This is a genomic window from Novosphingobium mathurense (genome assembly GCF_900168325.1).
Classification (GTDB): Bacteria; Pseudomonadota; Alphaproteobacteria; order Sphingomonadales; family Sphingomonadaceae; genus Novosphingobium; species Novosphingobium mathurense.
Genome location: NZ_FVZE01000001.1, coordinates 1,379,579 through 1,401,455, shown reverse-complemented (window position 1 = coordinate 1,401,455; position 21,877 = coordinate 1,379,579). Strand labels below are relative to the sequence as shown.

Annotated in this window: 17 protein-coding genes; 12 read left to right on the top strand and 5 right to left on the bottom strand. The window is 65.7% G+C overall.

From position 1 onward, the window contains the following. The first annotated feature begins 41 nt into the window (after positions 1–41). From B5483_RS06645 to B5483_RS06605, 9 genes are all read left to right on the top strand, one after another. Positions 42–2,828 (top strand): TonB-dependent receptor plug domain-containing protein, encoded by a 2,787-nt coding sequence (locus tag B5483_RS06645; RefSeq protein ID WP_079729795.1) that lies wholly within the window; start codon positions 42–44, stop codon positions 2,826–2,828. Positions 2,829–2,863: 35 nt separating this feature from the next. Continuing rightward, on the top strand, positions 2,864–4,060 hold the full coding sequence (locus B5483_RS06640) for a CaiB/BaiF CoA transferase family protein (protein ID WP_217698191.1): 1,197 nt from the start codon (positions 2,864–2,866) through the stop codon (positions 4,058–4,060). A gap of 24 nt (positions 4,061–4,084) precedes the next feature. Further along, complete coding sequence (locus B5483_RS06635) at positions 4,085–5,668, top strand: tannase/feruloyl esterase family alpha/beta hydrolase (RefSeq protein ID WP_079729793.1); 1,584 nt, start codon at positions 4,085–4,087, stop codon at positions 5,666–5,668. A 16-nt stretch (positions 5,669–5,684) separates the two neighbouring features. Next, positions 5,685–6,989, top strand: coding sequence for an MFS transporter (locus B5483_RS06630; protein ID WP_139383916.1), 1,305 nt, complete (start codon positions 5,685–5,687; stop codon positions 6,987–6,989). Positions 6,990–7,538: 549 nt separating this feature from the next. Continuing rightward, positions 7,539–7,859, top strand: coding sequence for a DUF736 domain-containing protein (locus B5483_RS06625; protein WP_079729791.1), 321 nt, complete (start codon positions 7,539–7,541; stop codon positions 7,857–7,859). Between the two features lie 60 nt (positions 7,860–7,919). Continuing rightward, the gene (locus B5483_RS06620) at positions 7,920–8,108 is read left to right on the top strand and encodes a hypothetical protein (protein WP_079729790.1); all 189 of its coding nucleotides are present in this window, start codon (positions 7,920–7,922) and stop codon (positions 8,106–8,108) included. A 244-nt stretch (positions 8,109–8,352) separates the two neighbouring features. Beyond that, complete coding sequence (locus B5483_RS23135) at positions 8,353–8,499, top strand: hypothetical protein (RefSeq protein WP_176167957.1); 147 nt, start codon at positions 8,353–8,355, stop codon at positions 8,497–8,499. Positions 8,500–8,849: 350 nt separating this feature from the next. Continuing rightward, a complete protein-coding gene (gene rlxS, locus B5483_RS06610; RefSeq protein WP_079729788.1) occupies positions 8,850–10,814 on the top strand; it encodes a relaxase/mobilization nuclease RlxS in 1,965 nt (654 codons plus the stop codon). Between the two features lie 130 nt (positions 10,815–10,944). Further along, positions 10,945–11,148, top strand: a complete 204-nt coding sequence (locus tag B5483_RS06605; protein ID WP_079729787.1) for a hypothetical protein — start codon at positions 10,945–10,947, stop codon at positions 11,146–11,148. A 243-nt stretch (positions 11,149–11,391) separates the two neighbouring features. On the opposite strand, the gene B5483_RS06600 is transcribed toward B5483_RS06605, so the two are convergent. From B5483_RS06600 to B5483_RS06580, 5 genes are all read right to left on the bottom strand, one after another. After that, positions 11,392–11,841, bottom strand: coding sequence for a hypothetical protein (locus B5483_RS06600; RefSeq protein ID WP_079729786.1), 450 nt, complete (start codon positions 11,839–11,841; stop codon positions 11,392–11,394). An 8-nt stretch (positions 11,842–11,849) separates the two neighbouring features. Next, positions 11,850–12,779 carry a restriction endonuclease gene (locus tag B5483_RS06595; RefSeq protein WP_079729785.1) on the bottom strand — a complete coding sequence of 310 codons (930 nt, stop codon included), beginning with the start codon at positions 12,777–12,779 and terminating at the stop codon, positions 11,850–11,852. Then, positions 12,776–14,317: a Fic family protein gene (locus B5483_RS06590; RefSeq protein ID WP_079729784.1), complete on the bottom strand. Its 1,542-nt coding sequence runs from the start codon at positions 14,315–14,317 to the stop codon at positions 12,776–12,778. Before B5483_RS06590 ends, B5483_RS06595 begins: the two co-directional genes overlap by 4 nt. Before the next feature lie 170 nt (positions 14,318–14,487). Then, the gene (locus tag B5483_RS06585; RefSeq protein WP_079729783.1) at positions 14,488–17,988 is read right to left on the bottom strand and encodes a DEAD/DEAH box helicase; all 3,501 of its coding nucleotides are present in this window, start codon (positions 17,986–17,988) and stop codon (positions 14,488–14,490) included. After that, the gene (locus B5483_RS06580) at positions 17,972–18,745 is read right to left on the bottom strand and encodes a Hachiman antiphage defense system protein HamA (protein WP_245828841.1); all 774 of its coding nucleotides are present in this window, start codon (positions 18,743–18,745) and stop codon (positions 17,972–17,974) included. The genes B5483_RS06585 and B5483_RS06580 overlap by 17 nt, the downstream gene beginning before the upstream one ends. 194 nt (positions 18,746–18,939) lie before the next feature. Between B5483_RS06580 and B5483_RS06575 the strand changes: the two genes are divergently transcribed. The 3 genes from B5483_RS06575 to B5483_RS06565 all read left to right on the top strand — a co-directional run bounded on the left by B5483_RS06575 (position 18,940) and on the right by B5483_RS06565 (position 21,867). After that, positions 18,940–19,407, top strand: coding sequence for an antitoxin Xre/MbcA/ParS toxin-binding domain-containing protein (locus tag B5483_RS06575; protein WP_139383915.1), 468 nt, complete (start codon positions 18,940–18,942; stop codon positions 19,405–19,407). A gap of 21 nt (positions 19,408–19,428) precedes the next feature. Then, on the top strand, positions 19,429–19,770 hold the full coding sequence (locus B5483_RS06570) for a hypothetical protein (protein ID WP_079729781.1): 342 nt from the start codon (positions 19,429–19,431) through the stop codon (positions 19,768–19,770). Between the two features lie 66 nt (positions 19,771–19,836). After that, on the top strand, positions 19,837–21,867 hold the full coding sequence (locus tag B5483_RS06565; RefSeq protein ID WP_079729780.1) for a conjugal transfer protein TraG: 2,031 nt from the start codon (positions 19,837–19,839) through the stop codon (positions 21,865–21,867). The last annotated feature ends 10 nt before the right edge of the window (positions 21,868–21,877 follow it).

Genomic DNA, 21,877 nt, shown 5'->3' with positions numbered 1-21,877 from the left:
GCAGCAAGACGCGCCCCGACAGAAAAACGGGGAGAGGATTGATGTCGATTCGCTATCGTCGCCGGCTGCTGGCCGGAGCCGCCTTCGCCTGCCTGCTCGCGACGCCGGCGCTCGCGCAGCAAGGCCCGCAGCCAAAGCCGGAGCCCGATCCGGCGGCGAGCGGTCCCGACCAGGCCACGATCGAGGAGATCATCGTCACCGGCAGCCATATCGAGCGCGCCGGCTTCTCCGCGCCGACACCCGTCACCGTGATCGGCAGCGACATCCTGGAGACCCGCGCCCCTTCGGTGCTGGTCGACGCGCTCAAATTCCTGCCCGCCTTCCGCAAGACCTCGACCCCGACCACGGCGGGCGTTTCGGTTTCCGGCACCGGCGGGCAGAGCTTCGCCAATCTGCGCGGCCTCGATCCCCGGCGCACGCTCGTCCTGTTCGACGGCCAGCGCATGGTGCCGACCACCAACACCGAGACCGTCGACCTCGCGCTGCTTCCCCAGATCTTCGTCAACCGGGTCGACGTCGTCACCGGCGGCGCCTCGGCCGCCTATGGCTCCGACGCGGTCGCGGGCGTCGTCAATTTCATCGTCGACAGCCGCTTCAAGGGCCTGGACGCGCAGCTCGAGACCGGGATCTCGACCCACGGCGACGGCGCCAGCCGCAAGGCCGCGCTGCGCTGGGGCGGGACGCTCGGCAGCGTCCATCTGATCGCCGGCGGCGAATATTACAAGAATGACGGTCTCGACGCGCGCAGCCGCGACTATTTCACCGCGCCCTATGGCGTGGTCAGCAACCCCGCCTATGTCGCCGGCAACGGCCAGCTGCCGCTGATCCTGACGCGCTATAACTACACGCCCAATTCGACCTTCGGCGGCCTCATCGTCGGCGGCCCGCTCGCCAACACCGAGTTCCTGTCCGGCGGCGCCACGCGGGTGATCACGCCGTGCTCGCCTCAGACCTCGACCTATCAGCTCTGCCCCGGCCGGCGCGACGATCTGCCGTTCAACTCCTACGAGGCGATGCTCGCCTCGCCGCAGGAGCGCGGCACCGCCTTCGCCCGCGCCACGGTCGATCTCGGCGGCGATGCGGAAGCCTATGTCGACGGGCTCTACGGCAAGAGCGTCACGCGCTTCCAGACCGTCCCCGCCGCGACCGCGCTCAACGGCCTGATCACCATCAAGAACGACAATGCCTTCCTCCCCGCGCAGATCCGCTCGCAGATGGCCGCGCTCGGCCTCACCAGCTTCCAGCTGGGACGCTTCTCGCACGACAACGGCCCGACCAAGGCGACGCGCACCGCCGAAGTCTGGCGCCTGTCGGCGGGCCTGCGCATGGGCCTCGGCGCTGGCTGGACGCTCAAGGCCAGCGCCAGCTACGGCGAGTCCAGGCTCGAGACCTTGACCTACAACACCCCGATCCGCGCGCGCTACGCGCAGGCGATCGACGCGGTGATCAGCCCGACGACGGGGCAGCCGGTCTGCCGCTCGACGCTCACCGATCCCAGCAACGGCTGCGTGCCGGTCAATCTGTTCGGCGTCGGATCGCCCTCGGCCGCCGCGCTCGGCTATTTCCTCGGCGCGGCCGAGGCCGACCTGCGCACGCGGCTCACCACGCTCGATGCCAGTCTTTCGGGCGAGCCCTTCTCGACCTGGGCGGGGCCGGTCTCGCTCGCCGTCGGGGGGCAATATCGCCACGAGTCCCTCGCCCAGACGGTCGATCCGCTCTCGGCCGCCAACGCCTTCATCTACACCAATCCACAGCCCCTGAGCGGCGCGATCGACGTCGTCGAAGGCTATGCCGAGACGGTCGTCCCGCTCGCCCGCGACCTGCCCTTCGCGCACAATCTCGAGCTCAACGCGGCGGCGCGCGTCACCCATTACAGCACGAGCGGGACCGTCGCGACCTGGAAGGTCGGCGGGAATTACGAGCCGGTCGAGGGCCTGCGCTTCCGGGTGACGCGCTCGCGCGACATCCGCGCCCCCAACATCGTCGAGCTGCAATCGCCGCGGGTCATGCAAACCTCGAACTCCCCGGCGATCGACCCGAGGAACCTGCAGCCGATCAGCGTCTCGACCTTCACCAGCGGCAATGCCGGCCTGGTTCCCGAAAAGGCCGACACCTTCTCCGCCGGCGTCGTCGTCCAGCCGCGCTTCCTGCCCGGCTTCAGCCTGTCGGTCGACTATTTCGACATCAAGATCGACGGGGCCATCTCCCAGCTCGCGCTCCAGCCGATCCTCAACGGCTGCCAGGCGGGCGACCAGAATCTGTGCGGCTTCATCACCCGCGACGCGACCGGCAAGCCGGTGAGCGTGACGAGCAGCTACTTCAACTTCCAGCAGATCCGGACCAACGGCATCGACATCGAGGCGGCCTATCGCGCCGACCTGCGCCGTCTCGGCATCGCCTCGGGCGGCACGCTGACCCTGCGCGGCCTCGCCAACCGGCTCGGCAAATATGACATCGGCAATGCCGGGGTGATCACCAACGCATTGGGCGACATCAATGTCTTCACCCTGCCGCGCTGGACGCTCGACCTGAGCGCGCTCTACGAGCGCGGCGGCACGACGCTGGGGATGGACGCCAGCTATCTGGGCAGCGGCAATTACCAGAACTCGCTGATCGGCCAGCTCCAGAACAACCACATCGAAGGCGTGTGGTACCTCAATCTGAGCGCCGAGCAGGAGATCGGCTGGGGCGAGGGCCGCACATTCACGCTCTACGGCCGCATCGACAATCTCTTGAACCGCGAGCCGCCGTTCGGCTTCGGCGGGGGCGGCGGCAATTACGATCGCTATGGCCGCTTCTTCAAGGTCGGCGTCCGGGTGCGGATGTGACGCAGCTGCGGGACGACGATCGGGAGCCTGCCACTGTGACCGCGCCGCTCGAGGGCATCCGCGTGCTCGACATCGCGACCTTTCTCGCCGCCCCCTTCTGCGGGACCATCCTTGCCGACTTCGGCGCCGAGGTGATCAAGATCGAGCGGCCGGGCACGGGCGACTCGCTGCGATGCTTCGGCACGCCGGCGCCCTGCGGCGACAGCTACGTCTGGCTGAGCGAGGCGCGCCACAAGCGCGCCGCGACGCTCGATCTGCGCCGCCAAGAAGGCGCCGCGCTGTTCCGCCGGCTCGTCGCCCAATCGGACGTCGTGCTCGAGAATTTCCGCCCCGGCACGCTCGAGCGCTGGGGCCTGGGCTATGCCGATCTCGCCAGGATCAATCCCCGGCTCGTGATGCTGAGCGTCAGCGCCTACGGCCAGACCGGCCCCTATCGCGACCGGCCCGGCTTCGCGCGCGTCGCCCACGCCTTCAGCGGCCTCGCGCATCTCGCGGGCGAGCCGGGCCGTGTGCCCGTCGTGCCCGGCTCGACCTCGCTCGCCGACTATATCTCGGGCATATACGGCGCCGTCGGCGTGCTCATCGCGCTCCGCCACGCCGAGCGGACCGGCGAGGGCCAGCATATCGATATCGGCCTCTACGAGCCCATCTTCCGCCTGCTCGACGAAATCGCGCCGGTCCACGCGGCGACCGGCTTCGTCCGCGAGCGGATGGGAGCCGACACGGTCAATGTCGTGCCGCACAGCCATTACCGGAGCGCCGACGGCGACTGGCTGGCGCTGGCCTGCTCGAACGACCGGATGTGGCAAAGGCTTGCCCTGGCGATCGAGCGTCCCGAGCTGGCGGACGATCCGCGCTATGCCACCACCCCGGAACGCCTGGCCCGCCGCGAGGAGGTCAACGCGCTGGTCTCGGCCTGGATGGGAGGGCTCTCGACGTCCGAAATTCTCGCGCGCTGCGAGCGCGAGGAGGTGCCCTGCGCGAAGCTCTTGACCATCGAGGACATCTTCGCCGACCCGCAATATGACGCCCGCGCCAACCTGCTGCGCGTCACCGACCCGCGCGCCGGCGGGCTGACCTTGCCGGCGGCGCTGCCGCGGATGTCGCGCACCCCGCCGAGATTGCCGGTTGCGGGGGCGGCGCTGGGCAGCTCCAATGGCTGGCTGTTCGAGGAACTGCTGGGCCTTGCGAAGGAGGAGGTCGAAGCGCTTCGCATCCAGGGCATCATATAAAGGCGGGAGCCAAGGAGAGGATAAGTGACGAGGTTTCTGCTGGTCCTGACCGTGCTCGGCCTGGCCCTCATTCCGAAAGTGGCGGCCGCGCGGCCCGCGGCCCAGGCTCGCCCCGAGGCCTGTGCGGCGCTCATCGCTGCCGATCTTGCGAAGCTGCCCGACGCGCCCGCGCAGATCATGGCTTCAAACCTCATTGCGGCATCGGGCGGGCTGCCCGCGCATTGCCAGGTCGACGGCTATGTCCAGCCGCGCGTCGGCTTTCGCATGCGTCTGCCGGTCGCGGGCTGGAACGGCAAGTTCATCGCCGTCGGCTGCGGCGCGCTCTGCGGCTCGCCCGAGGCCGACCGGACCGCCACCGCCTGGTGCGAGGATGCGCTGCGCCGCGGCTATGCCTGCATCCTCTCCGATCGCGGGCACCGCTCGAGCGACGGTCCCGGCGGCAATGTCGGCCGCGACGCGCTGTGGGGGCAGGGCGACCTCCAGGCCAAGCTCGATTACGGCCTTCGCGCCGCGCACGTGACCGCGATCGCCGGCAAGGCGATCGTCGAGCGCTTCTACGGCCAGCGGCCCGAGCGATCCTACTTCATGGGCTGCTCGGGCGGCGGGCGCCAGGGCCTGACCGAGGCGCAGCGCTTCCCCTGGGATTTCGACGGCATCCTGGCGATGGACCCGGGCCCCAATCTCATCGCCACCCACATGAGCTTCCTGTGGAGCGCGCTCGCCAACAGCGGCCCCGACGGCAAGCCGCTGCTCGATACGGCGGCGCGCGATCTTCTCCATGCGCGGGTGCTTCAGGCCTGCGACAGCCTCGACGGTCTGGCCGACGGCGTCATCGGCGATCCCCGCCAGTGCCGGTTCGATCCGGAGGTTCTCCTGTGCCGGGCGGGGCAGCGCGGTTCGTGCCTTTCGGCCGCGCAGGTCGAGGCCGCGCGCAGGATCTACTCGGGGCCCGTCACCCGCGATGGCAAGCCGCTTTTCCACGGCTCGATGCCAGGCTCCGAGAAGGGCAGCGCCTTTCTCGGCAGCAGCTATTCGGAGAATTTCTTCCGGCATCTGGGCTTCCTTCCCGAGCCCGGCGCCGGATGGAGCGCGCGCGATTTCGACTTCGACCGCGACTATCAGCGCTTCGGCCTGATGGACGCGCTCTACTCGCCGACCAATCCCGATCTGAGGCACCTGCGCGATGCCGGCGGCAAGCTGCTGATCATCCAAGGGTGGGAGGATTCCGGAACGCCGCTCCCGCTCGACACGGTCGACTATTACGAAATGGTCGAGCGCACCATGGGCGGCGCCGAAGCGACCCAGGCCTTCGCGCGGCTGTTCATGATGCCCGGCAAGTCGCATTGCGGCGGCGGCCCGGGCGCCAACGGCGCCGACTATCTGGCGCATCTCGAAGCGTGGGTGGAGCAGGGCAAGGCCCCCGAGATGATCGTCGCATCGCATGTCGAGACGCAGGATCTGCGCGACTATGTGGCGCCGCAGGCGGCGCCGGCGGGCGCGGTGACCTTCACCCGGCCGCTCTATCCCTATCCTCTCGAAGCCCGCTACCGCGGCCGAGGTGACCCCCATGACTATCGCAGCTTCGCGCCCGTCTCGTCCCGCCGGTGAGCCGGCGGTGACCCAAATGCCGGCTGCGCCCATGGAGGCGCGGGCTCACCGCCTGCCGCGCGGGATCGTCACGGCGACGATCGGCCATCTCGTCGAGTGGTACGACTGGTACTGCTATGTGACGCTGTCGCTCTATTTCGCGCACATCTTCTTTCCCGATCAGGCGCCGACGGCGCAGCTGCTCAACACCGCCGGCATCTTCGCGATCGGCTTCATCATGCGCCCCCTGGGGGCCTGGCTGCTCGGCCTCTACGCCGACCGGCGCGGCCGCAAGGGGGCGATGCTCCTGTCGGTGAGCCTCATGTGCTTCGGCTCGCTCATCGTCGCGCTGGTGCCCGGATATGCCTCGATCGGCTATGCCGCGCCGGCATTGCTCATCTTCGCGCGGCTGCTCCAGGGCCTCAGTCTCGGCGGAGAATATGGCACCAGCGCCACCTATCTCTCCGAGATCGCGCGCCCCGATCGCCGCGCCTTCTACGGCAGCTTCCTCTATGTGATGGCGATCCTGGGGCAGCTCTTGGCGCTGGGCTCGCTCGCCCTTCTCCAGTTCGTGATCCTGACGCCCGACCAGCTCAATGCCTGGGGCTGGCGCATTCCCTTCCTCTTGGGAGCCGTCGGCGCGGTGGTGGTGCTGTTCGTGCGCCGCAACATGGCGGAGACCGAGATCTTCGAGGAAAAGGAGGCAAAAGCGCGCGAGCGGGGCACCTGGGCGGCGGTGCGCCGCCACAAGCTCACCTTTTTGATGGCGATGGGCATCAACGTCGGCGGGACCGTCGCCTTCTACACCTTCAGCGCCTATTCGCAGAAGTTCCTGGTCAACAGCGCGGGCTTCTCGGCCAAGCAATCGACGCTGATCTGCACGGCCGCGCTGTTCCTGTTCATGCTCGCGCAGCCCCTGTTCGGCATCATCGCCGACCGGATCGGGCGGCGCCCGGTCCTGCTCTGGTTCGGCCTATTGGGCACCTTCGGCACCGTGCCGATCATGACCGCGCTCGCCGAGACGCGCTCCCCCATCATCGCCTTCCTGCTCATCCTCGCCGGACTTCTCATCGTGTCGGGCTTCACCGCGACCACCGCGGTCGTGAAGACCGAGCTCTTCCCCACCGAGATCCGCGCCATGGGCGTCTCCATATGCCAGGCGATCACCGCATCGCTGCTCGGCGGGACCGCCGAGGTCGTCGCGCTCCAGCTGAAGCTCGCCGGCCACGAATCCTGGTTCTACTGGTATGTCAGCTTCTGCTGCGCCGTGTCGCTTCTCGTCTATCTGGCGATGAAGGAGACCCGCGCCGCGGCGCTCCGGGCCGAGGTGCCGGTCGCCTGACGGCGGGTATCCGACCGCGTGGTGCCGTCTTCTTGTCCGCGGAGCAGGCCTCAGGGCTGCGGCATCACCAGCCTACGGGCTTGCCGTCCGGCGCACAGGTCCTTTCGCTCCGGCGCCCGCCAGCGGGCCGGCGCCGGTTGCCTTCGGGATCCTGGGCGCAGGGACTAAAGACGGGTCGGCGCTCGCGGCGGAGGAGCTGGCCCGACCGGATCGGCCGAAAGCGAACCGCGGTGGTCGGCTTCCCCTGGCCTCCGGCGGAGGCGGCGATCCTCTCCCGCATCAGCGTGCCGGTCCCCTTTGGCGCCCGCGGCCGATCGGGCTCCTGGGCGTCGACCTGGACTGGCCGCCGCCGCGCGAAACCATCGCGCCGAACTGATTTCCCCGACCGCTGACGCGGTCTCCTCGCGGCCGCTTCGCTGCAAATCAGCCCAGCGCTCCGGTCCTCCGCTGACGCTCCGGCCCTTCGGGTTCGCTTGGCCGCTCTTGCCATTCCGACGGTCTGCCCATCGCCCCGAACGGTTCGCGGGCGATTATTCAAGGAGACCGAACATGCCTGCCATCGGATATGTCACCCGCCACCAGGACGGCTTCAAGGGCCAGCTTCGCACCGTGTCGATCCGCGCCGATATCGAGATCGTGCCCAACCGCTCCAAGGCGCACGAGAGCCAGCCCGACTACCGGGTCTATGCCGGCGGATCGGACGTCGGCGGCGGCTGGATCAGGACCGGCGAGCGCTCGGGCAAGGACTATGTGTCGCTCAGCCTGGCGGCGCCCGAGTTCGGCCCGCGTGCCCTCTATGCCAATCTCGGCCGGGCCGCCGGCCAGGACGATGACGACGCCTTCGCCATCATCTGGAACCCGGCCGACTGAGCCGAACCGAGCCCCGCACCGGCGACGGTGCGGGGCTCCTTCATCGCAGGGAGATGGAGCGTGAAACATCGTATCGTCATCCACCAGACCTATCGCGTCGAGCGCCGGATCGCGGTCGAGATCGACGCCCCGAATGCCGCTTGCGGATGCGAGATGCTGGCGAGCGGAGCCATCGACATACCGTCGTTCGACGATCCCCGCTGGATCGAATTTCGCACGCTCGAACATGAGGACTATCGTCCGGTCTAGCCTGCAGGATTGCAGCTTCGAGCCCGTCATTTACTCGCGCCGGCGTGTGGGGCGAGGGAGAAAATCTGCTCAGCATCGCCCAGTGTCCGGCGGCGCACGGGCCGCCTCAAGGACGACGGCCCCTCCAATTTTGCTTCGCAAAATCGGCACCTCCGTCGCCGCTGACGCGGCCGCTTCGCGGTCCTTGACCCGGCCCGCGCGCCACCGGGCGCGCGCCCTGTCTTGCGACAGACAGGAGGTCATCATGGGACTAGAACAGCAAATCGAAGAGCTTCGGGCCGAGCTTTCGGCGTGTCCGGATCCCCGCGAACGGATCCTGATCGAGGCGGAGCTGCGTGCAGCCCGCGCGGCATTGGCGGAGCATGAAGCGGCCTTCGAACGGCGGCATTGAGGCGATCGGACGGGCTTCCAGGCGGCGCTGGCGGGTGCTGCCTGGAAGTCCTTCTTTGTCGTCGCGGATGTCGGGGAAGCGGTGGGGAAGGGAGGACGCTTGAAGGCGCTGGGGAGGGGAGGGCGCGTAGGGCAAGATAGAGGCAAAATCTCGCGATTTTGTAAGTGGTTGTCTGCACATCGTTTTTTGGCAAGTTTTACGAGACTCGCCCTTTGGGTGCGAGACAGGCCCGCCACGAATGGCGGTTTTCTGCGGATTCTTGGTCTCGATTGCGAGACTCCTTGCGCATTCACGAGGACGCGCCATTCTTAGCGGCGGGGAGCGTCATTCCGGCATGGAAGGACGCCGCTATGCGCGATGATGAGTTCGAACCCCACCTGGGCCGGTTGCGCGGCCGGGGCAAGGAGCAACGCTACCTCAACCGCGTCGTAAAGGCGGCGAAGCGCGCCGGCATGAAAACCGGCAGGCGCGGCCGTTTCGACGGCAGCCGGATCGGGCGTGGCGCGAGCGTTGCCCGCGTGCTGCGATCACGCGACCGATTGGGCGCGTTCCGGTCGCGCCGCTGCATTGTCAAGATACGGCCGGTCGGGCTTGGGGGCAAAGGCATGGGCGGGGCGAAGGCGCACCTTCGCTATATCCAACGTGACGGCGTGACCCGCGAGGGCGAGCCGGGCCAGCTCTATTCGGCCGACAAGGATGTGGCCGACGGCAAGGCGTTCCTCGAACGCTGCGACGGTGATCGCCGCCAGTTCCGAATGATCGTGTCGGCGGAGGACGGAAGTCAGTATCAGGATTTGAAGCCGTTCGTGCGGCGGCTGATGATGCAGATGGAGCAGGATCTCGGGACCAGGCTCGATTGGGTCGCGGTCGACCATTTCAACACCGGCCATCCCCACACCCATATCGTGGTGCGCGGCGTGAACGATCGCGGCGAAAATCTGCTAATCGCGCGCGAGTATATTTCGCACGGCGCCCGGCAGCGCGCCATCGACATGGTGAACCTCGACCTTGGGCCGCGTACCGATCTCGAAATCGAGGAGCGGCTTCGCAGCGACACCAACGAGGAGCGGCTGACCGCGATCGACCGGCGGTTGATCCGCGACATGAACGAGGTGCGGCTTGTCAGCGCGAGCGACAACGATCCCTTCTACCAGTCGCTTCGCGTCGGCCGTCTGCAGAAGCTCGGGCGCATGGGTCTTGCCACGCATTTCGGCGGCGACACCTGGCGGCTCGAGCCCGAGCTTGCGAACACATTGCGTCGGATAGGCGAGCGCGGCGACATCATCCGCACCATGCAGCGCGAGTTGACCGCGCAAAACCTCGATCGCGCGCCGGCCGATCGCGTCATCTACGATCCTACCGCCGAAGGCGCGGCGCCGATCGTCGGTCGCGTCATCATGCGGGGCCTCGCCGACGAATATAACGACCGCCATTATCTGTTGGTCGACGGCATCGACGGCCGCACTCATTATGCCGAGATCGGCAAGGGCGAAGCGGTCGATCCGATCCCCAAGGACGCCATCGTGCAGATCGCGCCGCGCAGCGGCGGCGTGCATCGCGTCGATCACACCATTGTCGAGGTCGCCGAGGCGAACGGCGGACGCTACACGATCGACGCGCATCTGAGGCATGATCCAACGGCGCGCGAAGCCTTTGCCGAAACTCACGTTCGAAGGCTGGAAGCAATGCGGAAGGTCATACGCAGCGTCGAGCGCGAGCCCGACGGCGCCTGGATCATCACGCCCGATCATCTCGACAAGGTCGAGAAGTTCGAGGCGCGGCAGCTGCGCGACCGGCCCGTCACCGTCGAAACCCTATCGGCCGCGCCGGTCGACAAGCTGCCGACCGTCGAGGCCGCGACTTGGCTCGACCGCGAGCTGGTTGCCGATGCACCAACGCCGGTGCGCGATGCGGGCTTCGGCCGCGAGGTCAACGTCGCGCAGACGATGCGACGGCAATGGCTGATCGCCGAGCAGCTTGCCGACGAGCAGGGCGGAAGAATCAGATTTCGGCCGGACATGCTGGCGGCGCTCCAACGGCGCGAGCTGCTGCGCATCGCCGGCCAGCTGTCTGACGAGCTCGGCGTGCCGTTCGCGGAAATAAAGCCGCATGATCGGGTTGACGGTCGCTTGGCCCGTGCGGTCGAGCTGACCAGCGGCCGCTATGCGCTGATCGAGCGATCACGCGACTTCACGCTTGTGCCCTGGCGGCTGGTGCTCGAGCGGCATATCGGAAAGCCCGTGTCGGGTATCATGCGCGAGGGCGGAATCAGCTGGACCTTCGGCCGCCAGCGCAGCGGGCCCAGCATTTCATGAGCACGAGGGCATCTTCTCGCCTTCGGAACCTAGCCGACTCCCCCGGATTCTGCGACGAGAGAAGAAGGCTGGAAATGGCGCATAAGAGATCGAACCGTGACCGCCTCCCTGACCCAGGCAAGGAGCGAGCATGATCACTGCCAAATATATTCCGTGGGAGCCGATCGACATATTGCCGCCTGACCGGAAGGACGGGCGTCGTATGCTGCTCTGGGAGGGTGATCTGCCGGTCATCGGCCGTTGGGACGCCGAGCGCCAGGGCTGGGAAGACCCAGAGGATATGCATCTCCTGGAAGAGATTACGCACTGGGCGGACATTAATCCGCCGGTCTGAATCGGCTCGGCTGCCCGCGTCGTTAAAACGGATGATTGCGATATGATACATTTCCTCGGTCATTATGTATAAACCCCGAGGAATTATATCGGGCCACGTCCCATCGCGACCGTGCCTCTGAGGAAGACGTGGTCGAGGCGCGATTTGAGCTCGCTCTACAGATATGCCGAGATTGACCCGTACGAGCCGTGATGCGCTCCTTGCTCGCGGGACCCGCTGCCGGTCACCTGCCGATCCTCCGCCTTAGATCCAGATGAAGCGAAGGTCGGCGGGATCGGCGTCAGGACCGGTTGGCAATCGCAGAAACACGGCGAATTCATAGCCGATCTGCCGCTTGATCTGGCGAAGTTTGGCGATGTCGAGATCGTCGCTGACAGGATTGGTGGTCTTCTTCACCTCAACGACAAGGAGGTTCGCGTCATCATGGCCAGGCTGATGGACGATGATGTCGGGAAAGACGCGCCTGTCGGTGAGTTCGCCAGCCCCGTCCGGCAGCTCGATTTCCTTCGGGAAGACCCCATGCCGGTTGTACTCTACGTGGACTGAGTGACGATCGAACGCACGTTTGAGGATTCCCGCGAGACATGCGCAGATCGTTCGCTCGCCCACATCGAACGCAAGGATCGCCGCTTCCTCGTTCTGAAGCGTGGCCACTGCCGCCGACAGTGTTTCCTTTATCGCCTGCTCATTCATTGCGCTTCCTAGATCGCCATGCTCGACAAGAAGGGCTCGGCGTCGAGATTGAGGGCGCGCACCTTGGCTTGGAGGAGCTTGCGAAGATCGATCTGCCGCGAAAGCGCGGCGCGCAGGTCATACCCATCCATCAGCAGCACGGATTTCTCCGGGTTCTGCTTCAGCAACGGGATGACATGCTCGGACCAGCCATTGATCGAGAGGAAGACGCCCATGGTTTGACGCCCTGAGCGGCGAACCTGTCCCAGCAATCCGTCAATGTCGCGCGTGTCTGCGGGTTTCGCGCGCCAACGGCACTCGACAAGATAGTGCCAGCCGTCCATCTCGAACGCGCCGTCGATCTGCTCCGCGCCGGCGTTGCGCTGGAACGCTTTCGCGACTGTAAAGCGATGGATGTCGAACAACCGGTTGAGGAGATCCTGCAGCAGGAAGCCACGCTGGTGCGGATCGCCGGCGGTCGCGGCGTAATCGAACTGGCTGAGCAACAACTCGCTCTGCTTGGTGAGCATGGTTGTTTGCTCTGCCGCCTGTCGGGCGGTCGCTTGCGCCCGCCGGGCTTCTTGGGCTTCATGCTCCTTTCGCGCGTGCGCGCCCAAGACCCCTTGGAGTTCACGCGCTTTCTGCACGATGGCCCGCGCCTTATATTCATCGGCGGCGAGGTGGAATGCATCCCAATTGGCGGCGATGTCGATCAGTGCCGAAATGACGTCCGAATCCTCGCCCTGTCGAGCGAGCTCATCGAGGACCATCGTGCCGGCAACGCGTTTGGAGAGCTTCTCGCCGGTCGAGGGATCGCGATCGGTCAGGAACCGGCGGATCAGTGGCTCGGACACTTCGGCGCGACGGAGCAGCTGATCGGCGGCCGAGCGTTTGATGTTGACCAGCGTCGCGATGATCTCCAGCGCCAGCCGGCGGGAGTCGGCCGAGATTTCGCTCATTGTTCGGCCCGGAAGCTGTCGCGGTAGAGCTGCTCGACTTGTGCCGTCTCGTCCGCCGTCAGCGCGGCGAATTCGCGTGTGCGGGCGCGCTGGGAAAGGCGTCCGTCATTCTGCTGCAGAAACTTCTGCAGCAATTCGACCTGATCGGCCGGCATGTCGACGATCTCCTGGACGCCAAGGCTGAAGCGATCGAAGGCCTCGAGAAACGCGACCTCCGCTGGCAGATCCTGTTCGATCGTCTGCTCCACGCATGCGTAGAGGAACTCGGCATGCGCGGTTGCATCGAAGAAGCGGTAATAGTCCGCGGTATCGTTTAGCACTTCAACGTTTCCACTCGAGGTACGGCGCCATTCAATCTCCGACAGGAGCGGCCGGGAATAGCTTTCGAGCACGCTGCGATAGGTGTCGAGGTGTCGCAGGATCGCGGCGCTGACGGGAAAGACAAGCCCGGGCGGATTGTAGGCCGCCGCCGCGAGGACGTGATGGATCAGCCAGCGATGCAGGCGGCCATTCCCATCGACATAGGGATGGATATAGACGAAGCCGAATGCGAGTGCAGCCGCCGCTGCCACCGGATCATGGCCGCCCTGGAGCGTACGGGCGGCATAGTCGACGAGCCCGGTGAGCAGGTCCTCGAGGTCCTGGGCGCGGGCACTGACATGATCTGGGATTGGGTCGCCCGTCTCGCGGTCATGCACGCCCACGAAGCCGCCTTCATCGCGCAGGCCCAGCCGCACGAAGCGCGCATCGCCAATGACGATGCGTTGTAGCCGATCGAACTCGGGTAGGCTCAGGCGCGTTTGGCCGGCTTCGGCGATGGCCTGGCCCCATCGAATGGCGCGCGTGCTCGATGGCTGCTCGCCTTCGATCGCGAAGGAGGACTTGGAGTCATTGAGCAACAGGAAGGCGGCGGCGCGCGCCACCAGGTCTGGACGGACGCGGCCGATCTGCCCGCGGGCGCGCTCATCCAGCTTCTTGGCCGCAGCCGCGACCAGGACAGGCGAGCGGCGGATCATAGGGCAGAAGCGCGGCGTGCCCGGGAGATTGTTGACGACGCGGTGGCGCGTGGAAACCTCGCCGTCGGCGAGGGCGAATTGCTGATTGGGATCGACGACGTCGACGAGCCGGACCTTGCCGGCGTCAGGCAGGTCCAGCCGATCGCCGGTCATCCACTCATAGAGAAACCAGATGCGCCGGGCGAACGCTCCGGTGGGCGTCGCGCGGACAAGGTCGGCGATGGTGTCGGGTGCGAGCACACGGAAGAGCTGCGCGAGCACTGAGAGATCGACCCCTTCCCACTTGATGGCGAAGGTGAGCTGGGCGGCCAGCGTCGAGGCCGGGCGATGGCGCGGCGTGAGCATGTTCCAGGCGGTGGTGGCGACGGGATGGTGGCGCTCGGCGATCGCGGTGAGGCGCGGCGGCAGCGGGATGGCGAGGCCATAGGCAGCAATGAGGGCCGCATAGCCCACAGGGGTTCCCGTTTCCGGAAGCAGCCTTCCGCGAAAATCGTTCACCGCCTGCGAAGGCCATTCACCCATGACTGGTCCTGCGAAAAATCGTCACCGGGGTCGAGACCAACTGCGAATCCCGTTCACCGGCTGCGAATTCCTATCACGAATGGATGATTTTGTGAATATCAATCACCAGCAAGGGCTGAAACTGCCATGCTCTGCAAGCCTGGTTGTTCAAGTGCCGATGGCCGTTGCAATTATCCCCCTGATCGGCGTGTCAGGTCGGCCGGACCCAAGTAACGAACGTCCAGGAAATCCTCGTCGAAGCCGACCGTTGCCTGCACCAGGCCCAGCCGCTTGGGGTTGATCGGGGTTTTCAGCCGCCCGAGCCGTGTGAAATCGGTGTCGAGCACGAGCGTTCTGGATCCATCATCATATAAGCGAACCGGCGCTCCGGCATCGGCGCAGACGTCGTCCCACCGCACTTCCATCTGGCTCTCATGCCGGCTCCAGGTTCTTTGCCGCTCGGGCGCGAGGCTTTCGACGAACTGTAGCCAAAGGCTGTGGGATTGGGGCGTCGGCCAATCCGGGTCGATCGATCCCGACTCGACCTCATCGCTCCGCAGCCACATCCGAAGACCCGCCATGTCTGTGAAATCGGCGCCCGTCTCGGTGGCCGCGCTGAGCGCGCCAAGTCGTGAACTGAAGCCGGCGTGGATAAGAACGGCGGCCGAGCGATTGAGCGTGCCCGTCTCGACCGCGGCGACTGCGAGCCCGAGCTCGGCATCGTCCATCAGGAAGCCGTCGCCGAGCGTATCGCCACTTGCGATGGCGCGAACGCGGACTGCCTCCATGGCCCATGGAAGGCGATAGACCAAGGCCTGCTCGACGAATTGTAGCACCTCCGATTCGTCGTCGGAGGCGAGGCTCACAATCGCGTCGCCTTCGAGCCAAGCCCGAAGAACGTCGCGCCAATTGTCGGGCAGGTTCTCAGGAATGAACGGTGCTATCGTGAAAGCGGTTTCGGCAAATTCCGTGATCGCGGCGATCGCCTGTTCTGCATTGTCGAGGAGGATCGCACCGTTCGCGTTCACGAGGCACTGGTTGAGATGAGCGGCATGGGCGTCGAGCGCTTTGCCCGTAGCAAGGCCCACACCGGCCAGGAAATAGCCGCGGCGGTGTGTCGCGGTCGTTTGGCTCCAGATATAGCGGGCGCGCGCAGTCAGCCCGGCCTTCAGCAACTGCTGCCCGGTCTCCCGGCGGGTTGCCAAGCGCCGTGACCACAGTGAGGAGGTCAGCACCTCGTCCAGGGCAGTTTCGATCGCGTCATCCTCGACCTCACGCTCGCCTAACAGGCTGAGGATCGCTGTATCGAGCGTGGTGAGAAACCCCGCCCACCGGCTTCGCTCGGCATCCGCCTCGTCGTCGCCTTCGTCGGCGAGGGCCGGAAAGTCCCAGACTGTCGTTCCGGCAAGATATTCGATCATCGCGTCCACCGACTTTGGGCGATGCTTCTTCACCATGCGTTGCATCAACGTGAGAACGAGCCGCAGCAGCCCGCTTTCCATCTCCTTGCCCTTGGCATTGGTGATCATCGCATTCCAAGCCGCGCGCCGCTTCTTGATCTTGTCGAACATGGGCATAAGCACCAGCCCTTCGACATCGACATAGGCACGGCCAGCGCGTCCGACGACGTTACGGAATTCGGCGATATCGATGTCCTGGCGGTTCCGCTCCAGTCCATGAAAGATCAATGTCGTAGCCGACAAATTGAGACCCTGCGCCAAGGTCGGCGACGAGATCGTGACCTTGAGAATGCCTTCCCGTAGCAGCCGTTCGACTTCTTTTCGGAACGCCGTCGGCAAAGCGCCGTGGTGGATCGCGACGCCAAGCTTGAGGCATTTGAGAATCGGGCTGTCGGTGCCCAGCCACTCCGCGCCGATAGCGAGCGCATTGTCGAGTACCGCGGGATCCGCATTGAGCACGGAAGGCAGCGCGCCGCGTTTGGCCAGATCGACGATCACGCGCGCGAACGGCTCGACCGACTTGCGCAGCGGACAGAAAATGAGGACCGAATGCGCGTCGGCGACCAATGTCCAGGCTGTGGCGATACAAAGCTCGCGCTGATCGCAAGGAAAGAGTCGCGTCTTGCGCCCCTTGGGCAGGGTCGGGGTGATGAAGGTTTCGATCCACGGCTGCTCGGCGCCGACCGATATGTCGAGCCGCGCATGATCTCCGCGCCACACGACTTCGCCGAAGCGCAGCCGGGTCGGCCGCCAGTCCTTCTTGACCAGCCCGGAAGGATGGTCGCACGTCAACCAGGCGGTGAAATCCTCAAGCTGCTTGCCGTCCGGCAGAATGGCGGAAAGGCAGACGATCCGTCGATCCGCGGCATCGCTCCTGCGCAGCAGGCGCTGAATCTGCACCTCGTAACGAACCTCGCGCTCGGTAAGGCCGATCATATGGCCTTCGTCGAGCACGACGAGACCGACGTCGTTCAGGAGATCGGGATCGTTGCGCAAGGCGAAGTCGAGCTTCTCGGGCGTGGCGACGATGATGCTGCTGTCCCGCAGGAAGTCTTCGTCGACCTCGCTGACTCCGATCGCCCCATAGAGACTCGAGACCGTCTTGCCGAGCGGACGGAAGGTCCGCTGGAGCGTGACCTCGGTCTGTGCGGACAGGGCGCGGAGCGGCGTCACGAAGACGACGCGGCGACCAGCGGCCAGACAGGCGAGGATACAGAGCTCGGCGATGCGCGTCTTGCCGGCGCTCGTCGGCAGCGAGACCACCATATTATGCGCGAGATCGAGCGCCCGATCTGCAGCCTCGAGCTGGGATGGCCAAAGATCGATTTCCGCTCGGTCGCGTCGCAGGAGCGTGGCGATGAACAGCTCGCGATAGTCGGCCCAATCGGCGATTTCCCCGTTAGGCGGCTCAAGAGGAAGCCGCTCGTGGAAGCTCGATGACCATAGATCGCCGAGCAGGTGGATCGCCAGCCGATGGCACCACCAGTGGGGAACGAGATTGAGATCGCCGGCCGCGCCGAGACCGACCTTGAGCCGCGCGAGCGCGGCATCCAGCAATTCGCGTTCGCCGCGTTCGAATGCCAGCAGCGCTATGCCCATCGCCCCGAGGAAGTGATCGGCCAGCGCCATGTCGACAACATCGAGAATCTTCTCCTCAGGCTCCTCTTCCCCGTCGTCGAACTCGAGGGGGGCCTCGATCGTCGCCAGTATCTCGATGAGGCTGTCCTCGCTCCCAAGCGCTCCTAGGCGCGCGTCCCCAACCAGCGCATGGAGTCCCTCGATGTCGCGCAGCATGAGCAGCGCCAGGCATTTTTCGGGGAGCGTGAGATTGGCTTCGTTCAACCCTTGGTGAAGCAAGGAAAAGGCGCGCGCAGCATATCGGGCAAGGTGATAGCAGGCGCCAGCAATCAGCCGATGGAAATCCCGTTCGTCGCTCGCAGGTCCGCGCGCAATCACGGCTTCGATCGCCGACGCTGCGCTTTCGAAAGCCATGCGCGCGGTTTCGCGCTCCGCGTTCACGTCGAGCAGGCGGAGCCCCTGCGTCATCAATGTATAGGCATAGGCGAGAAGGTCGTAGCTCAGCAGCCGCGAGAAGGGCGGCGCGTCTGCCGGCAAGGCCCCGCCACGCCAGATCATTGAACGGGCCTGGCCCTTGGCTAGAAGATCGTCACGGAAGCCGGGCGCTGTCGTCTCCCGGATCAGCGCGGCGATCGCTTCAGGGCTGCTGGCCATCGGCGACCACCTTTGCGAAGATCTTCTTGATGAAATCCTGGTGGCTTGAGACCCGCAAACCCACGCCGAACTGTGGAATGCGACCCTTATAGGCCTCGAGATCGGCGCTCAGGAGCTTGCAGGGATTGTTGCCCGTGAACATGAACATCAGGTGCGACATCTGATCGACCTTGATGCGCTCCTTCAGCTGGTATTTGTCGATCAGGTCCGAAAGATCGGTGTCGCCGCTTTCGAACAGCCGGTCGGAGACAAAGGCGAGCGCGTGCGGCGTCGGTCGGCCATCGTTTCCCAGCAGTGCTTTTCGCGCCTCCTCGATGGTCTTCTGTCCCAGGCTGGCCCGACTCTTCACTTCCCCCTTGAGGAACCGAACCGTACCCTCGGCATCCGGGCGAACGGCCAGGATGTCGTCGCCGCGCATCGCCATTTCACGATGATCCTTCCAGCGGAGCTTCAGAACGCCCATCTTGTAGCCCGTGAATTCGCTGACCCAGCCGGAAGCTAGAATCTCACCGATATCGCCGGAGCGGCTGCGCGGTCCGGTCGGTAGCTTGGTAATGATGTAGTCCGCAGCCTCGGCCTTGCCGAGCTTGTCGAGAATATGGGCGACGCGATTGGCGGCGGTGTAGTGACCGGGAACGACCGACGCGACGTAGGTGACGGCGGAGGTGAGCTTTGCCGCGTCGGCTTCAAAATAGGCCAAACTATGGGTTTTGATCTTGCTGTCGGTGCGCCCGCACCACTCCGCTATCTTGGCCAAGATGCCCCTCCCTGCACAATCCATGGCGCACCAGGCCACCCCCTTCGCCCGCATCGCGGGCCGCGCGCCAGATTCACGCCCCGATCAGAATCAAGTTGGTCGATCAGTTGCTTGGCGGCGCACAGATTGACAAGAGGGCTCTCATTCGGGTTCCACCAGCGGATGGGGACGAGTGCCAGTTTGGAGCATGGGACATGGCAAAGGCGCAGCCCAAGGCCAGGATTGGACGGGTGGCACGCAGTGCACGCGATGGCCGCCTTGCCGAGAAAAGGGAGGTCGACGGCCATTCTTTGTGCCTGGCTGCTTCCGTCTTCGTCACTCGCTTCATGGACCAGGGCGGGATGGTCGATCCCGGACGGGTCGCGGATGCGTTCCGCATGACCAGGGCGCAGCTTGCGGAAACCGCGGGCCTCGGTGTCTCCACCCTATCGAAGGCAGGACACCCTACAGCCCCTCGATCGCAAATGCGGCTGACTGAAATGCTCGAGATCATCAGCCGAGTCCGCGACTGGGCAGGCGGCGAGGCACAGGCGATGGCCTGGTATCGTTCGCAACCCATTCCGGCCTTAGACGGTCGTACGCCCGAAGCGCTGGTCAAGTCGGGCAAGGCGAGCGCCGTCAGAGACTATTTGGACCATCTGGCACTCAGCGGCTTTGCCTGAGGTTCGAGCGACCATCACATTATGGCTGATCGGTCCCAGATCATCGGGGAACAGCGCCGGCTGTCGGCCGCAGGCGATACGACCGTCTTCATACCGAATATCGAAGCAGCGCAGCCGCTCCACCAATTCTCTCGTAATCTCGCCGATGGCGGCATGCCGCTGGCGCCGGTCGGGATCCAGGAGGCCGCCAAGCATGGAGGGCGGGGCCGTGGACAGCGCCACTTCGAGATGCAGCGCAAGGCTTTCGTCGTCGACTCGGGTCATGGCGAGAATGAGAACAAATATGAAACATTGAGTCAATGGCGATCCGCTGCGCCGGCCATGTCGGCAGAGAGATGGTCAGCGTCGGCGGCGAGGCCATAACGCCATCCGCCTCTTCGGTGCGAGTCTGACCGGGTCAGGACAAGCTGTCCTTCCCGGAGCAGAAATGTGACCCCGACCAAGCTGCTGATCGGCCAGATACTCGTCGTCTTCGCGATCATGGTCGCGGGCGTGTGGGCGGCCACCCAGTGGTGCGCCGCCATGCTCGGCTACCAGGCTCAGCTGGGGCCGGCTTGGTTCATGGTGTTCGGCACGCCGGTCTATCGGCCATGGGCCATCTTCCCCTGGTGGTATCATTATGATGCCTATGCCCCGCATGTGTTCGACAAGGCGGGCATGCTCGCCGGCGCCAGCGGCTTTCTCGGCTGCGCGGCGGCGATCGCCGGTTCGCTCTGGCGCGCGCGCCAGTCGCATAATGTAACGACCTACGGTTCCGCGCGCTGGGCCAGGCCCCGCGAGATCGAACGCGCCGGCCTCCATCGCGATGCGGGCGTGTTCCTCGGGCGTCTTCACGGCCGATATCTCCGCCACGACGGCCCCGAGCATGTCATGGCCTTCGCGCCGACCCGCTCGGGCAAGGGCGTGGGCCTGGTCGTTCCGACCCTGCTCAGCTGGACGGGTTCGGCGGTCATCCACGACATCAAGGGCGAGAACTGGCAGCTGACCGCCGGCTGGCGCGCACGCTTCAGCCACACGCTGCTGTTCAATCCAACCGATCCGCGCTCTGCCAGATACAACCCGCTGCTCGAAGTCCGCCGCGGCGAGCAAGAAGTCCGCGACGTTCAGAATATCGCCGATATTTTGGTCGACCCCGAAGGGGCGCTCGAGCGTCGCAACCACTGGGAGAAAACCTCCCATTCGCTACTGGTCGGCGCGATCCTGCATGTCCTCTACGCCGAGGAGGAAAAGACCCTCGCGCGCGTCGCAACCTTCCTTTCCGATCCGCAGCGCCCGTTCACCGCGACGCTCAAGCGGATGATGACCACCAATCACCTCGGCACCAAGGACGCCCCGCTGGTCCATCCGGTCGTGGCCTCGGCCGCCCGCGAAGTGCTCAACAAATCCGACAATGAACGCTCGGGCGTGCTGTCGACCGCGATGTCGTTCCTCGGTCTCTACCGCGATCCGACCGTCGCCGCGGTCACCTCGCGCTGCGACTGGCGCATCGCCGATCTGGTCGAAGCGCCACAACCGGTCTCGCTCTATCTCGTCATCCCGCCGTCGGACATTTCGCGGACCAAACCGCTCATTCGCCTGGTGCTGAACCAGATCGGCCGCCGTCTGACCGAGAAGCTCGATGCTGATCGCAGCCTCGGCCGCAAGCATCAGCTGCTGATGATGCTGGACGAATTTCCCGCGCTCGGGCGGCTCGATTTCTTCGAGACCAGCCTCGCCTTCCTAGCCGGCTACGGCGTGCGGGCCTTCCTGATCGCCCAGAGCCTCAACCAGATCGAGAAGGCCTATGGCGAACACAACGCCATTCTCGACAATTGCCATGTCCGCGTCGCCTTCGCGACCAATGACGAGCGGACCGCGCGGCGGATCTCCGAGGCGCTCGGGCAGGCGACCGAGCAGCGCGCGATGCGCAACTATGCCGGCCACCGGCTCGCGCCCTGGCTCGCCCATGTCATGGTCAGCCGCCAGGAGACCGCGCGGCCGCTCCTGACCCAGGGCGAGGTGATGCAGCTTCCGCCCGCCGACGAGCTGGTGCTCGTCTCGGGCATGCCGCCGATTCGGGCGAAGAAACTGCGCTACTACGAGGACCGCAATTTCCGCACGCGCGTCGCGGCTCCGCCCGCACTCGCGGACGGCGGGTACGCCGATCGGCCTCAGGCCCGGATCGACGATTGGAGCGGCCTGGTTCGTGCGCCCGACACGCGACTCGGCCGGAGCGAAGACGAAACCGCGACCGTCGCTGACCAAGGCGGGCTCCAGCAGCAGCGCCATCCGGGTCTTGGCGAGGAGCCGGCGCAGAAGCCCGAGCCGCCCAAGCAGCTCGACCTTCTCGGGCTCGACAAGGACGACGTCGATCCCGCCGCGGACAAGCGCGCCATGGATCGCGCCCGGCCCACCAACACGGTGGTGCGCGCCCACGCAATGAACGAGTCGCGCGACCGCGACATGCTGCCGGGCTTTTGACGGTGGCGGC